This is a genomic window from Burkholderia sp. AU31652, from assembly GCF_002223155.1.
Classification (GTDB): domain Bacteria; phylum Pseudomonadota; class Gammaproteobacteria; order Burkholderiales; family Burkholderiaceae; genus Burkholderia.
In genome coordinates, this window is the sequence record NZ_NKFG01000003.1 from 879,205 (window position 1) to 892,867 (window position 13,663).

The following is a 13,663-nucleotide window of genomic DNA, read 5'->3' on the forward strand; positions in this document are numbered from 1 at the left end:
AGGGGAAGAGATGTCGTCGGTGCAGGTGAGGGTACTCGCGCTGTTTTCGGTCGGGTATTTCGTGTCGTACGTGTTTCGCGGCGTCAATCTGGGCTTCGCGCCGTTCGTCACGCAGGAGCTCGGATTGTCGGCCGCCGATCTCGGCCTGCTCACCAGTCTCTATTTCCTCGGCTTCGCGGGCGCGCAGATCCCGGCGGGCGTGATGCTCGACCACTTCGGCCCGCGCCGCGTGACGGCCGGCATGCTGCTGTTCGCGGCCGCCGGCGCGGCCGTGTTCGGCGCCGCGCACAGCCTCGGCACGATGATGGTCGGCCGGCTGCTGATCGGCGTTGGCGTCTCGGTGTGTCTCGGCGCGGCGTTCAAGGCGCTCGCGCAGCATTTCCCGGTCGGCCGGCTGCCGCTCGTCAACGGCCTCGTGATGGCCGTGGGCGGCCTGGGCGGCGTGATGGTCGGCTCGCCGCTGACCTGGCTGCTCGGCTGGACGAGCTGGCGCGCGATCTGTTTCGGCCTCGCGGTGCTGACGGTGATCGTCGCGGCGTCGATCGGCCTCGGTGCACCGGAAGCGCAGCAGGTGCGCCACCAGGGCGGGCTCGTCAGCCAGTTCAAGGGCACGTGGCATATCCTGAGCAGCCGCGCGTTCTGGAAGATTTCGTCGTTCTCCGTCGTCACGCAGGGCGTGTTCTACGCGATGCAGTCGCTGTGGGTCGGGCCGTACCTGCGCGACGTCGCGGGGTTCGATGCGCCGCATGCCGCGCGCCTCGTGTCGGTGCTCGGCTTCGCGATGATGGCCGGCTGCGTCGGCTTCGGCGCCGCGGCGCGGGTGCTCGAGCGGCGCGGCGTGTCCGTGTACGCATTCTGCGGCGTCGGCATGGCGCTGTTCGTCGCGACGCAGGCCGCGATCGTCGCGCGCGTGCCGTTGCCGCCGGCCGTGCTGTGGGCCGCCTACGGGATGTTCGGCGGCGTCGGCATCCTGACCTACGCGGTGATGGCCGGGCATTTTCCCGCTCACCTGATCGGCCGCGCGAACACGACGCTCACGCTCGTGATTTTCCTGCTGATCTTTGCGTTCCAGATCGGGGTCGGCGCGGTGCTGTCGCACTGGCCGGCGGTCGACGGCCGCTATCCGGCCGCCGCGCACTTCGCCGCTTGGGGTGTGCTGCTCGCGCTGCAGCTCGCGAGCGCGGTCTGGTACGTCTGGCCCGCGCGCGGCGCTGGTCAAGCGCACTGATCCGGCGGTACGCTGGCGGGTAGGGCGGCCGCGTAAACGGGGCCGCAGCGCGTTGCGCCGCGTCGCCGGACGCGGCGCGCGCACGATCGGACGGCCATATCAATTGAAGATAGGGCCATTTTCAGGCTATAATTTGAAAGTTTGTGCTGATCAACCTCGCACCCTAGCGCCTACCTCATTCATCCGTTCATCCGCCGCACGCCGCCTGCCGGGCGATGCCGCGAAGCCTCGTGCGCCACGCGCCGGGTTCGCGTCTCGACAACGCAGGTCGCGTCCAGCAAGCGACCACGCGCGCCCACGCAGCGCGGCGCTCGCGCGGCAGGGTAAACAGGTCGGCAGCAGGGTGTTCCCCAAGGAGCCTCCCGTGTTGCCGTCTTTTACTCCCGCCTTGCTTGCACTCGCCGACGGCACGGTCTTTCGTGGTTATTCGATCGGGGCCGAAGGCCACACGATCGGCGAAGTCGTGTTCAATACCGCGATCACCGGCTATCAGGAAATCCTGACTGACCCGAGCTACTCGCGCCAGATCGTCACGCTCACCTATCCGCATATCGGCAACGTCGGCGTCAACGCCGAAGACGTCGAAGCCACGAAAGTCCATGCCGCCGGCCTGATCATCCGTGATCTGCCGTCGCTCGCATCGAACTTCCGCATGGACCGCACGCTCGGCGATTACCTGCGCGACGAAGGCGTCGTCGCGATCGCCGGCATCGACACCCGCAAGCTGACCCGTATCCTGCGCGACAAGGGCGCGCAGAACGGCTGCATCCTGACGGGCTCGGACGACGAAGCGAAGGCGATCGAGCTCGCGCGCTCGTTCCCGGGTCTCGCGGGCATGGATCTCGCGAAGGTCGTGTCGACCACGAAGCCGTTCGAGTGGAAGCAGACCGAATGGCGCCTCGAAGGCGGCTACGGCATGCAGGAAGCGCCGAAGTACCGCGTCGTCGCGTACGATTTCGGCGTCAAGTACAACATCCTGCGCATGCTCGCGGAGCGCGGCTGCCACGTGACGGTGCTGCCGGCACAGGCGAGCGCGGAAGATGCGCTCGCGCTGAATCCGGACGGCGTGTTCCTGTCGAACGGCCCCGGCGATCCGGAGCCGTGCGACTACGCGATCGCGGCCACGAAGCAGTTCATCGAGCGCGGCGTGCCGACCTTCGGCATCTGCCTGGGTCACCAGATCATGGGCCTCGCGGTCGGCGCGAAGACGCTGAAGATGAAGACGGGCCACCACGGCGCGAACCACCCGGTGAAGGATCTCGGCGACGGTCGCGTGGTGATCACGTCGCAGAACCACGGCTTCGCGGTCGATGCGGATTCGCTGCCGGCCAATGCGCGCGTGACGCACGTGTCGCTGTTCGACGGCACGCTGCAGGGCTTCGAGCTGACCGACAAGCCGGCATTCTGCTTCCAGGGCCACCCGGAAGCGTCGCCCGGCCCGCACGACATCGGCTACCTGTTCGACCGTTTCACCGCGCTGATGGACGCGGCGAAGCAGCGCAACGCCTGACGTCAACGACGCAACCGAAGAACGGGAGATTCGCATCATGTTCGGCCACGCACTCGGCATCACGGATATCTGGACCTACGTGTTCGGCGTGATCTTCATCATCCTGCTGCCGGGGCCGAACTCGATGTACGTGCTGTCGCTCGCGGCGCAGCGCGGCGTGAAGGCCGGCTATCGCGCGGCGTGCGGGGTGTTCGTCGGCGACACGGTGCTGATGGTGCTGTCCGCCGCCGGCGTCGCGTCGCTGCTGAAGGCGAACCCGCTGCTGTTCTCCGTCGTCAAGTACGGCGGCGCCGCGTATCTGCTCTACATCGGCACCGGCATGCTGCGCAGCGCGTGGCAGAAGCTGCGCGCGCCGGCGAATGCGCCGGTCGAGGCAGCGCCCGCGGTCGATGGCGAGCGGCCGTTCCGCAAGGCGCTGATCGTGAGCCTGCTGAATCCGAAGGCGATCCTGTTCTTCATCTCGTTCTTCATCCAGTTCGTCGACCCGGCATTCCCGCATCCCGCGCTGTCGTTCGTCGTGCTCGGGGCGATCGCGCAATGCGCGAGCTTCCTGTACCTGAGCACGCTGATCTTCGCGGGGGCGCGGCTTGCCGAGCACTTCCGCCGCCGCCGCAAGCTTGCAGCAGGCGCGGCGAGCAGTGTGGGCGGCCTATTCATCGGATTTTCGGTGAAGCTCGCGCTGGCCACGATGAGCTGAGCGGGTCACCCGACGAGCGAACGCCTGCGCGTTTGCAGGTCGGGTGTCGGGCCAATAAAAAGAATCGACCAATCATCCGGGGAAACCATTTTGACTGACACGCCAGGAAGCAATTCATTGAGCGAGAGCACTGCATCGATCGATTTGACGGCCGCATCCGCGGCTGCCGCGCCGCGGAACGAGGCGGACGGGGCGGTCGCGCGCATTCGGACGTCGATCGACATCGAGTCGTCCACTGCCGTGCTGTCCTTCGGCGACGACGCGATGCGCGAGCTCAGCGCGTATTCGGATCGCATCCTGGCAGACGTGAAAGGCAAGGATGTAGGCGAAGCGGGGGCGCTCCTGTCGAATCTGCAGGACCAGATCCGTTCACTGGATCCGGAGTCGTTGCAGAAGCAGGGTTTCGTTTCGCGTATGCTCGGCACCGCGCAGCGGGCAGTCGAGCGTTTCGTGCGCCGCTACGAGGATGTGTCGGCCCAGATCAACGAGGTGGCGCTGCGGCTCGAGATGTGGCGCGAGGCGATGCGTCGCGACATCGCGATGCTGGACGACCTGCACGCGAACGGCGTCCAGTATGTGAAGAACCTGGACACCTACATCACGGCGGGCGAGCAGTACGTCGCCGAATTCCGGCAAAGCCGTATGCCGGAACTGCAGGCCGCGATGAGCGGCTTGTCGGACGACGAGCGCGCGCTCCAGCAGGAGAAGGTGCAGGATCTCGCACGCAACATCGATCGGCTCGAGCGCAAGGTGCATGACCTGAAGCTCGCGCGCATGGTCGGGTTGCAGCGCCTGCCGCAGATCCGCATCGTGCAGAACGGCGATGCCCTGCTGGTGGACAAGATCCATACGGCGATTCATACCGCGATTCCCGCATGGAAGGCGCAGTTCATCACCGCGCTTGCGCTTGAGCGGCAGAAGCAGGCGTACGAGACGCAGCAGGCCGTGGTCGACATGACCAATGAACTGCTGCGCAAGAATGCCGAGCAGCTGCACCGCAGCGCTACGTCGATCGAGCAGGCAAGCCAGCGTAGCGTCATCGATATCGAATCGGTGCGTCATGCGAATGAACTGCTGCTGCGCACGGTCGGTGACGTGATGGAAATCCAGGCGGAAGGCCGGAAGAACCGCGCAGCGGTCGAGGTCGAGTTGAAGAAGCTCGAGTCGGATCTGCGGACGTCGTTGGCGCGTCAGGCGGCGGGGGCGTAATGCTGCGCTGGAGCGGACGTCTTCAATTGCCCAAGGTGCGGCCGAAAGGCGGCACCCGGCTCTTTGTCCGTGCGCTGTGGATGAGCTTGTGGCACGGATTCGTGGCTTACGGTTCCGCGTTCGCGGGAACGGCGGTCGGGGTCGGCGCGGCGTCGCTAGTCGCCGCAGTCGGTCTGGTGGACAAGTTGCAGGAATTCGACAAGCACGCCCGGTTCGTGGATTTTGGGCCGTGGGTGATCGCGGTGATGATTGCGGGTGCAGGCATGTCGCTCTTCCTGATGGGAGCGGTGATGGGGTTGGCGTTTCGCCACCTGTACCTGGTGCCGCGCATCCATCTCGGCATCGGGCTTCTGACCGCTTTTGCCTATTTTCTGCCGACGGTCTGGCTGAGCGTAGGATGGATCGTGTTGCCGGCTGCGCTGCTCGTCTGGTGGGGGTTGCGCGCGCTGGAAAACCCGGACTCCGCGCGGATCGAGTGGTTGTTGCACAAGTATTACCGCGGGTTCCCGGAACTGCAGGACTGGATTCGGGAATACGTCCTGACCGCGTGGATGTCGTCGTCTCGACCGGCGCCGCAGCCGCTGCAGCAAGCCGAGCTTTCGTCCGTGGCTGGTGCGGCGGCGAACCGGCACGGACTGGCGTCAAGCCTCCTCGACGAACAAATGGCCGAGATGAGCCGGATGTACGCGCAACTGAAGGGCAGTGTGATCGAGGACGAATGGAGTGCGCTGATCAGGACCAGCCAGCGTATCCATCGAATGGTGGGCACCGATGCCGAGCGGTACAGCCTGTTGAACCACTTTCTCGCGTCGCAATTGCCCAACGCGATCAGGCTTGGTTGGTTTTTCATCAAGGCTGACGGATTGACGGAATCGAACCCGTCCCGAGCGGAACACATGCGTGAAATCGAGGCGGGTCTCAAGGGACTGGTCGGGCAGTTCGAGAAGGTGCAGAACCAGATGGCGGAGAGTGATCTGGAGGGACTCCAGGCGCTACTTCGCGTCCTGAATGAAGATTTGAAGCAGGCAGAGCAGCGGGAGGCCAGCGCGCCTCCCCTGTGAAGTCGGCGGCCGGCAAACCGGTCGCGACATGCAGCATTAACGTTTATTTATTGATTGACAGAGCCATGCCAAAACGCACAGACATCAAAAGCATCCTCATCATCGGCGCCGGCCCGATCATCATCGGCCAGGCGTGCGAGTTCGACTATTCGGGCGCGCAGGCTTGCAAGGCGTTGCGTGAGGAGGGCTACAAGGTCGTTCTCGTCAACAGCAACCCGGCGACGATCATGACCGACCCGAACACGGCCGACGTGACCTACATCGAGCCGATCACGTGGGAAGTCGTCGCGCGCATCATCGAGAAGGAGCGCCCGGACGCGATCCTGCCGACGATGGGCGGCCAGACCGCGCTGAACTGCGCGCTCGACCTGCACCACCACGGCGTGCTCGAGAAGTTCGGCGTCGAGCTGATCGGCGCGTCGCCAGAAGCGATCGACAAGGCGGAAGACCGCCAGAAGTTCAAGGAAGCGATGACCAAGATCGGTCTCGGTTCCGCGAAGTCGGGCATCGCGCACTCGATGGAAGAAGCGACCCAGGTGCACGCCGAGATCATGGCGCTCACCGGCGGCAGCGGCTACCCGGTCGTGATCCGCCCGTCGTTCACGCTCGGCGGTTCGGGCGGCGGCATTGCCTACAACCGCGAAGAGTTCGAAGAGATCTGCAAGCGCGGCCTGGACCTCTCGCCCACGCGCGAGCTGCTGATCGAAGAGTCGCTGCTCGGCTGGAAGGAATACGAGATGGAAGTCGTGCGCGACCGCGCCGACAACTGCATCATCGTGTGCTCGATCGAGAACCTCGACCCGATGGGCGTGCACACCGGCGACTCGATCACGGTCGCGCCGGCGCAGACGCTCACCGACAAGGAATACCAGATCCTGCGTAACGCATCGCTCGCGGTGCTGCGCGAGATCGGCGTCGACACGGGCGGCTCGAACGTGCAGTTCTCGATCAACCCGAAGGACGGCCGCATGGTCGTCATCGAGATGAACCCGCGCGTGTCGCGTTCGTCGGCGCTCGCGTCGAAGGCCACGGGCTTCCCGATCGCGAAGGTCGCGGCGAAGCTGGCGGTCGGCTACACGCTCGACGAACTGAAGAACGAAATCACCGGCGGCCAGACCCCGGCGTCGTTCGAGCCGACGATCGACTACGTCGTCACGAAGATCCCGCGCTTCGCGTTCGAGAAATTCCGCGAAGCCGATTCGCGCCTGACCACGCAGATGAAGTCGGTCGGCGAAGTGATGGCGATCGGCCGCACGTTCCAGGAATCGTTCCAGAAGGCGCTGCGCGGCCTCGAAGTGGGCGTCGACGGTCTCGACGAGAAGTCGACCAACCGCGACGAGATCGCGATCGAGATCCACGAGCCGGGCCCGGACCGCATCTGGTACGTCGGCGATGCGTTCCGGATCGGCATGACGGCCCAGGAAATCTTCGCGGAAACCGCGATCGACCCGTGGTTCCTCGAGCAGATCGAGCAGATCATCCTGAAGGAAAAGGCGCTCGGCGGCCGCACGCTCGCATCGCTGTCGTTCGACGAACTGCGCTACCTGAAGCAGAGCGGCTTCTCCGACCGCCGCCTCGCGAAGCTGCTCGGCGCGACGCCGGAAGACGTCCGCAAGCGCCGCGTCGAACTCAACGTGCGCCCGGTCTACAAGCGCGTCGACACCTGCGCGGCCGAGTTCGCGACGAAGACCGCGTACATGTACTCGACCTATGAGGAAGAGTGCGAGGCGCAGCCGACCACCAACAAGAAGATCATGGTGCTGGGCGGCGGCCCGAACCGGATCGGCCAGGGCATCGAGTTCGACTACTGCTGCGTGCACGCGGCCCTCGCGATGCGCGAGGACGGTTACGAAACGATCATGGTCAACTGCAACCCGGAAACGGTGTCGACCGACTATGACACGTCCGACCGCCTGTACTTCGAGCCGCTGACGCTGGAAGACGTGCTCGAGATCGTCGACAAGGAAAAGCCGGTCGGCGTGATCGTCCAGTACGGCGGCCAGACGCCGCTGAAGCTCGCGCTCGACCTCGAGGCGCACGGTGTGCCGATCGTCGGCACGTCGCCGGACATGATCGACGCAGCCGAAGACCGCGAACGCTTCCAGAAGCTGCTGCAGGACCTCGGCCTGCGCCAGCCGCCGAACCGCACCGCACGCGCCGAAGACGAAGCGCTCGCGCTCGCGGAAGAGATCGGCTATCCGCTGGTCGTGCGCCCGTCGTACGTGCTGGGCGGCCGCGCGATGGAAATCGTCCACGAGCCGCGCGACCTCGAGCGCTACATGCGCGAGGCCGTGAAGGTGTCGAACGATTCGCCGGTGCTGCTCGACCGCTTCCTGAACGACGCGATCGAGTGCGACGTCGACTGCATCTGCGACGGCGAAGCCGTGTTCATCGGCGGCGTGATGGAGCACATCGAGCAGGCGGGCGTCCACTCGGGCGACTCGGCATGCTCGCTGCCGCCGTACTCGCTGTCGAAGGAAACCGTGGCCGAGTTGAAGCGCCAGACGGGCGCGATGGCGAAGGCGCTGAACGTGGTCGGCCTGATGAACGTGCAGTTCGCGATCCAGCAGGTGCCGCAGGCGGACGGTTCGAAGCAGGACATCATCTACGTGCTGGAAGTGAACCCGCGCGCATCGCGCACGGTGCCGTACGTGTCGAAGGCGACCAGCCTGCCGCTCGCGAAGATCGCGGCGCGTGCGATGGTCGGCCAGAAGCTCGCGCAGCAGGGCGTGACGAAGGAAGTCGAGCCGCCGTACTTCAGCGTGAAGGAAGCGGTGTTCCCGTTCGTCAAGTTCCCGACCGTCGATCCGGTCCTCGGGCCTGAAATGCGTTCGACCGGCGAAGTGATGGGTGTCGGCCAGACGTTCGGCGAAGCGCTGTTCAAGTCGCAGCTCGCGGCCGGCTCGCGCCTGCCGGAGTCGGGCACGGTGCTGCTGACCGTGATGGACGCCGACAAGCCGAAGGCGGTCGAAGTCGCGCGCATGCTGCACGACCTCGGCTACCCGATCGTCGCGACCAAGGGCACGGCTGCCGCGATCGAAGCGGCCGGCGTGCCGGTGAAGGTCGTGAACAAGGTGAAGGACGGCCGTCCGCACATCGTCGACATGATCAAGAACGGCGAGATCGCGCTCGTGTTCACGACGGTCGACGAGACGCGCCAGGCGATCGCCGATTCGCGTTCGATCCGCATGAGCGCGCAGGCGCACAAGGTCACGTACTACACGACGATGTCGGGCGCGCGCGCGGCGGTTGAAGGCTTGCGCTACCTGAAGGATCTGGAAGTCTATGATTTACAAGGTCTTCACGCTCGCCTAAACTAAGCAGTCAGTTACCTGTCGAAGCAACACGTGCCGCGATTAGGCGGTGTTTCCAGTGCATCGGAAACGCGCTTAATCGCGGTGATTTTTTTTAAAGCCGTTTTTAGCGATTGAGCCGTTTATGAGCACCATTCCGTTGACAAAGCGTGGCGCGGAACTCCTGCGCGATGAATTGCAGCGCCTCAAGTCCGTCGAGCGGCCGGCCGTGATCAACGCGATCGCGGAGGCCCGCGCACAGGGCGACCTGTCCGAAAACGCCGAATACGATGCCGCGAAGGAAAAGCAGGGCTTCATCGAGGGTCGTATCGCGGAACTCGAATCGAAGCTGTCGGCCGCGCAGGTCATCGATCCCACCGTGCTCGATGCCGAAGGCCGCGTGGTTTTCGCATCGACCGTCGAACTCGAGGATCTCGAGTCGGGCGACACCGTCAAGTACCAGATCGTCGGTGACGACGAAGCCGATATCGACCACGGCCTGATCTCGGTCAGCTCGCCGATCGCGCGCGCACTGATCGGCAAGTCCGAAGGCGACGTCGCGGCCGTGCAGGCGCCGAGCGGCGTGCGCGAGTACGAAATCATCTCGGTCAGCTACATCTGAAGCGGGGCGACGTGATGCCGCATCGCGTGTTCCGTCTGCTGTCGGCCGTGTGGGTCGGCAGCCTGCTGACGATCGGGTATGCGGTCGCGCCCGTGCTGTTCAAGACGCTGGAGCGGATGACGGCCGGTTCGGTCGCCGCCCAGCTGTTCCGTATCGAGGCGGTCCTCGGTGTCGTGTGCGGCGTGCTGCTGCTCGCGTTGTCGAACCAGCAGGTGCGGCGCGGCAGCAGCGAATATCGCCGCGTGCGCTGGATCGTCGCCGCGATGGTCGTGTGCGTGCTGGTCGGGTATTTCGCGCTGCAGCCGTTCATGAATGCGCTGCGGGTGGCCGCGATGGACGCGGGCACCGATATCGCGAACTCGCCGTATGCGAGCCGCTTCGGGATGCTGCACGGCGTCTCGAGCGTGTTCTACCTCGTCGAGAGCGTGCTGGGGCTGATGCTGATCTGGCGTCTGCCGGCGCGCGACGCCTGACGCGAATGCCGCGCGGGCCCGGTCGAGGCCGGGCCCGCGCGGCAGGGTGGCGACACGGTGAGCCGTGCCGCCTCGATGCTTACTTGTCCTGGAACGGACGCTTCGTGCTGGCCTGGCGCTTCTTGGCGCGCTTCACGTTGCCGCCTGCCGTCACGCGCTCGTTGCCGCGCACCGTGACCTTGACCGGCCGCGGGCGACGCACGGGGCTCGCGTTCGGCGATACCTTGACGACCTTGACGGTGCGCGGTGCACGGCCTTTCTTGTCGTCGACGGCTTCGGCCGCGCTGGGCACGGTGCCGGCACGACGGCCGCGAGCCGGAGCCGCTGCGGCGCCTTCGGGCTTCCAGATCACCAGCAGCTTGCCGATGTGCTGGATCGGTGCCGCGCTCAGGCGGTCGCAGATCTCGTCGTAGATCGCGATGCGCTCGTCGCGCTCGTCGCCGAACACGCGGATCTTGATCAGCTGGTGCGCGTCGAGGTGCACCTTGATTTCCTTCAGCACGGCATCGGTGAGCCCTTCGGCGCCGATCAGCACGACGGGCTTGAGCGCATGGGCCTGGGAGCGCAGCGCGGAGCGCTCGGCGGGAGAAAGCGAAAGGGCGGGCATGGAAATGTCGAAATCTAAATAAGGGCGCGCTGACTGAATAGCGATCGCGGGTAGTTACCGCGTCAGCCGTGCGCCGAAACCACGTAAAATCGCGGCTTGGGCCTGAAAAGGGGCCGCAGCCGCGCGAAGAAGACGCGTATTATCCGCTAAAAGCGCGGCTTCACGAAGCAATTGGCAGCAATCTCTCTCTCGAATGGCAAAAAACCGCTTCAACCAGCACTGGCTGCACGACCACATCAACGACCCCTACGTCAAAATGGCGCAGCGGGAGGGCTATCGCGCGCGCGCCGCGTACAAGCTGAAGGAAATCGACGAGCAGGACAAGCTGATCCGTCCGGGCCAGGTGATCGTCGACCTCGGCGCGACGCCGGGCAGCTGGAGCCAGTATGCCCGCAACAAGCTCGCGCAGGGCAAGAAGCGCGACGCGGAGCGCGAAGGCGGCATCGACGGCACGATCGTGGCGCTCGACATCCTGCCGATGGAGCCGATCGCCGACGTCCACTTCCTGCAGGGCGACTTCCGCGAGGACGAAGTCCTTCACCAGCTCGAAGAAGTGCTCGAAGGGCGCGCGGTGGACCTTGTTATTTCCGACATGGCCCCCAACCTCTCTGGCGTGGCCTCGGCAGACGCGGCGCGCATCGAGCATCTGTGCGATCTGGCGCTCGAATTTGCGCAGAATCATCTGAAGCCGGATGGTGCGCTGCTCGTGAAATGCTTTCACGGCAGCGGCTACAGCCAGATCGTCGAGAAATTCAAACAGCAGTTTAAGACCGTCGCGCCGCGCAAGCCGAAGGCGTCCCGCGACAAATCGTCCGAAACGTTCATTTTGGGTCGGCATCTGAAACGTCCGCGCTGATGCGCAGCGAGGTGCCGCAAACGGGCTCCGGCCCTTGCCAGACAAGCGAAGCGCTATCGCGGCGGTTGTCAATGCTTATGGCGAGGGTGGTCGGACTGGATTAGAATGACCGAGGGGCGCCGCAAGGAAAATGTAGGCGCTCGTCTACGAGTGAAGGAGTGGTGCTTTGAACAACAATATGTTTTCGAAGGCAGCGGTGTGGCTGGTGATCGCACTGGTGCTGTTTACGGTGTTCAAGCAGTTCGACAAGCCCCGCGTCCAGGAAGGCGTGTCCTATTCGCAGTTCATGGACGACGCCAAGAACGGCAAGGTCAAGAACGTCATCGTTCAGGGGCGCAACCTCACCGTCACTCCGGCTGATGGCCAGAAATACCAGATCGTGTCGCCCGGCGACATCTGGATGGTTGGCGATCTGATGAAGTACGGCGTGCAGGTCAGCGGCAAGGCCGACGACGAGCCGAACGCGCTGATGTCCGCGCTGTACTATCTCGGGCCGACGATCCTGATCATCGTGTTCTGGTTCTACATGATGAGGCAGATGCAGGGGGGCGGCAAAGGCGGCGCATTCTCGTTCGGGAAATCGCGCGCGCGGCTGATCGACGAGAACAACAACGCGGTGAACTTCTCCGACGTCGCGGGCTGCGACGAAGCGAAGGAGGAAGTGTCCGAACTCGTCGACTTCCTGCGCGATCCGCAGAAATTCCAGAAGCTGGGCGGCCGCATTCCGCGCGGCGTGCTGCTCGTCGGCCCTCCGGGTACCGGCAAGACGCTGCTGGCCCGCGCGATCGCGGGTGAAGCGAAGGTGCCGTTCTTCAGCATCTCGGGTTCGGACTTCGTCGAAATGTTCGTCGGTGTCGGCGCGGCGCGTGTGCGCGACATGTTCGAGCAGGCGAAGAAGCATGCACCGTGTATCGTGTTCATCGACGAAATCGACGCGGTCGGCCGTCATCGCGGCGCCGGCATGGGCGGCGGCAACGACGAGCGCGAACAGACGCTGAACCAGATGCTCGTCGAGATGGACGGCTTCGAGGCGAACTCGGGCGTGATCGTGATCGCCGCAACCAACCGTTCCGACGTGCTCGACAAGGCGCTGCTGCGTCCGGGCCGCTTCGACCGCCAGGTCTACGTCGGTCTGCCGGACATCCGCGGCCGCGAACAGATCATGCGCGTGCACCTGCGCAAGGTGCCGATCGCGAACGACGTCGACGCGGCAGTCATCGCACGCGGCACGCCGGGCTTCTCGGGCGCCGATCTCGCGAACCTCGTGAACGAGGCTGCGCTGTTCGCCGCACGTCGCGGCAAGCGTATCGTCGAGATGCAGGATTTCGAAGACGCGAAGGACAAGATCTTCATGGGTCCGGAGCGCAAGTCGGCCGTGATCCGCGAAGAAGCGAAGCGTGCGACCGCTTATCACGAGTCGGGCCACGCGGTGATCGCGAAGCTGCTGCCGAAGGCGGACCCCGTGCACAAGGTCACGATCATCCCGCGCGGTCGCGCGCTGGGTGTCACGTGGCAGTTGCCGGAGCATGACAACGAAACGTACTCGAAGGACTACCTGATGGACCGCCTTGCGATCCTGTTCGGTGGCCGGGTGGCGGAAGAGCTGTTCATGAACCTGGTCAGCACCGGCGCATCGGACGACTTCAACAAGGCAACGCAGACGGCGCGTGCGATGGTGGCCCGTTTCGGCATGACCGACGCGCTCGGGCCGATGGTCTACGTCGACGATGAGAACGATGCATCGCCGTTCGGCCGCGGCTTCACGCGCACGATCTCGGAAGCGACGCAGCAGAAGGTCGATTCGGAAATCCGCCGTGTGCTCGACGAACAGTACGGCCTTGCGCGCCGCCTGCTCGAAGAGAACCGCGACAAGGTCGAAGCGATGACCGCCGCGCTGATGGAGTGGGAGACGATCGATGCCGATCAGATCAACGACATCATGGAAGGCCGTCCGCCGCGCTCCCCGAAGAGCTCGCCGGCTGTCGGCGGCGATTCGTCGGGCGGTGGCAGCAGCGCCGAGGTGAAGCCCGCCAACGCGCCGGCGCCTGCTTCGCCGGCGGCATAATCTCCGCTTTAGCGCCGTTCACGGGCTGGTGTGGCTTCACAC

At 65.0% G+C, this 13,663-nt stretch carries 12 protein-coding genes; 10 read left to right on the forward strand and 2 right to left on the reverse strand.

Annotated elements, in window-relative coordinates:
- The first annotated feature begins 10 nt into the window (after nt 1–10).
- The 3 genes from CFB40_RS06820 (at nt 11) to leuE (ending at nt 3,435) form a co-directional block, all read left to right on the forward strand.
- A complete protein-coding gene (locus CFB40_RS06820) occupies nt 11–1,228 on the forward strand; it encodes an MFS transporter (protein WP_089424997.1) in 1,218 nt (405 codons plus the stop codon).
- A gap of 364 nt (nt 1,229–1,592) precedes the next feature.
- Nucleotides 1,593–2,738 carry a glutamine-hydrolyzing carbamoyl-phosphate synthase small subunit gene (gene carA, locus CFB40_RS06830; RefSeq protein WP_041492797.1) on the forward strand — a complete coding sequence of 382 codons (1,146 nt, stop codon included), beginning with the start codon at nt 1,593–1,595 and terminating at the stop codon, nt 2,736–2,738.
- Nucleotides 2,739–2,775: 37 nt separating this feature from the next.
- Nucleotides 2,776–3,435, forward strand: a complete 660-nt coding sequence (gene leuE / locus CFB40_RS06835; RefSeq protein WP_046545364.1) for a leucine efflux protein LeuE — start codon at nt 2,776–2,778, stop codon at nt 3,433–3,435.
- A 5-nt stretch (nt 3,436–3,440) separates the two neighbouring features.
- Here leuE and CFB40_RS38565 read toward each other — a convergent pair whose 3' ends face one another.
- Nucleotides 3,441–3,659: a hypothetical protein gene (locus CFB40_RS38565; RefSeq protein WP_179255246.1), complete on the reverse strand. Its 219-nt coding sequence runs from the start codon at nt 3,657–3,659 to the stop codon at nt 3,441–3,443.
- A gap of 16 nt (nt 3,660–3,675) precedes the next feature.
- Between CFB40_RS38565 and CFB40_RS06840 the strand changes: the two genes are divergently transcribed.
- The 5 genes from CFB40_RS06840 (at nt 3,676) to CFB40_RS06860 (ending at nt 10,093) form a co-directional block, all read left to right on the forward strand.
- On the forward strand, nt 3,676–4,644 hold the full coding sequence (locus CFB40_RS06840; protein ID WP_256976566.1) for a toxic anion resistance protein: 969 nt from the start codon (nt 3,676–3,678) through the stop codon (nt 4,642–4,644).
- Nucleotides 4,644–5,705, forward strand: coding sequence for a 5-bromo-4-chloroindolyl phosphate hydrolysis family protein (locus CFB40_RS06845; RefSeq protein ID WP_143329817.1), 1,062 nt, complete (start codon nt 4,644–4,646; stop codon nt 5,703–5,705). Before CFB40_RS06840 ends, CFB40_RS06845 begins: the two co-directional genes overlap by 1 nt.
- 65 nt (nt 5,706–5,770) lie before the next feature.
- On the forward strand, nt 5,771–9,025 hold the full coding sequence (gene carB / locus CFB40_RS06850; RefSeq protein ID WP_089424998.1) for a carbamoyl-phosphate synthase large subunit: 3,255 nt from the start codon (nt 5,771–5,773) through the stop codon (nt 9,023–9,025).
- A gap of 118 nt (nt 9,026–9,143) precedes the next feature.
- Nucleotides 9,144–9,620: a transcription elongation factor GreA gene (gene greA, locus CFB40_RS06855; RefSeq protein ID WP_057927897.1), complete on the forward strand. Its 477-nt coding sequence runs from the start codon at nt 9,144–9,146 to the stop codon at nt 9,618–9,620.
- A 14-nt stretch (nt 9,621–9,634) separates the two neighbouring features.
- Entirely contained in the window at nt 9,635–10,093 is a 459-nt protein-coding gene (locus CFB40_RS06860) for a DUF4149 domain-containing protein (RefSeq protein ID WP_089424999.1), read from the forward strand.
- A 79-nt stretch (nt 10,094–10,172) separates the two neighbouring features.
- On the opposite strand, the gene CFB40_RS06865 is transcribed toward CFB40_RS06860, so the two are convergent.
- Nucleotides 10,173–10,700 carry a YhbY family RNA-binding protein gene (locus CFB40_RS06865; RefSeq protein WP_089425000.1) on the reverse strand — a complete coding sequence of 176 codons (528 nt, stop codon included), beginning with the start codon at nt 10,698–10,700 and terminating at the stop codon, nt 10,173–10,175.
- A gap of 193 nt (nt 10,701–10,893) precedes the next feature.
- On the opposite strand from CFB40_RS06865, the gene CFB40_RS06870 reads away from it, so the two are divergent.
- Together CFB40_RS06870 and ftsH are read left to right on the forward strand one after the other, a co-directional pair.
- Nucleotides 10,894–11,556 (forward strand): RlmE family RNA methyltransferase, encoded by a 663-nt coding sequence (locus CFB40_RS06870; RefSeq protein ID WP_046545366.1) that lies wholly within the window; start codon nt 10,894–10,896, stop codon nt 11,554–11,556.
- Between the two features lie 166 nt (nt 11,557–11,722).
- On the forward strand, nt 11,723–13,621 hold the full coding sequence (gene ftsH / locus CFB40_RS06875) for an ATP-dependent zinc metalloprotease FtsH (RefSeq protein WP_039347669.1): 1,899 nt from the start codon (nt 11,723–11,725) through the stop codon (nt 13,619–13,621).
- The last annotated feature ends 42 nt before the right edge of the window (nt 13,622–13,663 follow it).

What these genes read in the sequence shown, in the direction of transcription:
- CFB40_RS06820 (WP_089424997.1), top strand. Translation starts at nt 11, where the DNA reads ATGTCGTCGGTGCAGGTGAGGGTACTCGCGCTGTTTTCGGTCGGGTAT.
- leuE (WP_046545364.1), top strand. Translation starts at nt 2,776, where the DNA reads ATGTTCGGCCACGCACTCGGCATCACGGATATCTGGACCTACGTGTTC.
- CFB40_RS38565 (WP_179255246.1), bottom strand. Translation starts at nt 3,659, where the DNA reads ATGTCGATCGACGTCCGAATGCGCGCGACCGCCCCGTCCGCCTCGTTC.
- CFB40_RS06845 (WP_143329817.1), top strand. Translation starts at nt 4,644, where the DNA reads ATGCTGCGCTGGAGCGGACGTCTTCAATTGCCCAAGGTGCGGCCGAAA.
- carB (WP_089424998.1), top strand. Translation starts at nt 5,771, where the DNA reads ATGCCAAAACGCACAGACATCAAAAGCATCCTCATCATCGGCGCCGGC.
- greA (WP_057927897.1), top strand. Translation starts at nt 9,144, where the DNA reads ATGAGCACCATTCCGTTGACAAAGCGTGGCGCGGAACTCCTGCGCGAT.
- CFB40_RS06860 (WP_089424999.1), top strand. Translation starts at nt 9,635, where the DNA reads ATGCCGCATCGCGTGTTCCGTCTGCTGTCGGCCGTGTGGGTCGGCAGC.
- CFB40_RS06865 (WP_089425000.1), bottom strand. Translation starts at nt 10,700, where the DNA reads ATGCCCGCCCTTTCGCTTTCTCCCGCCGAGCGCTCCGCGCTGCGCTCC.
- CFB40_RS06870 (WP_046545366.1), top strand. Translation starts at nt 10,894, where the DNA reads ATGGCAAAAAACCGCTTCAACCAGCACTGGCTGCACGACCACATCAAC.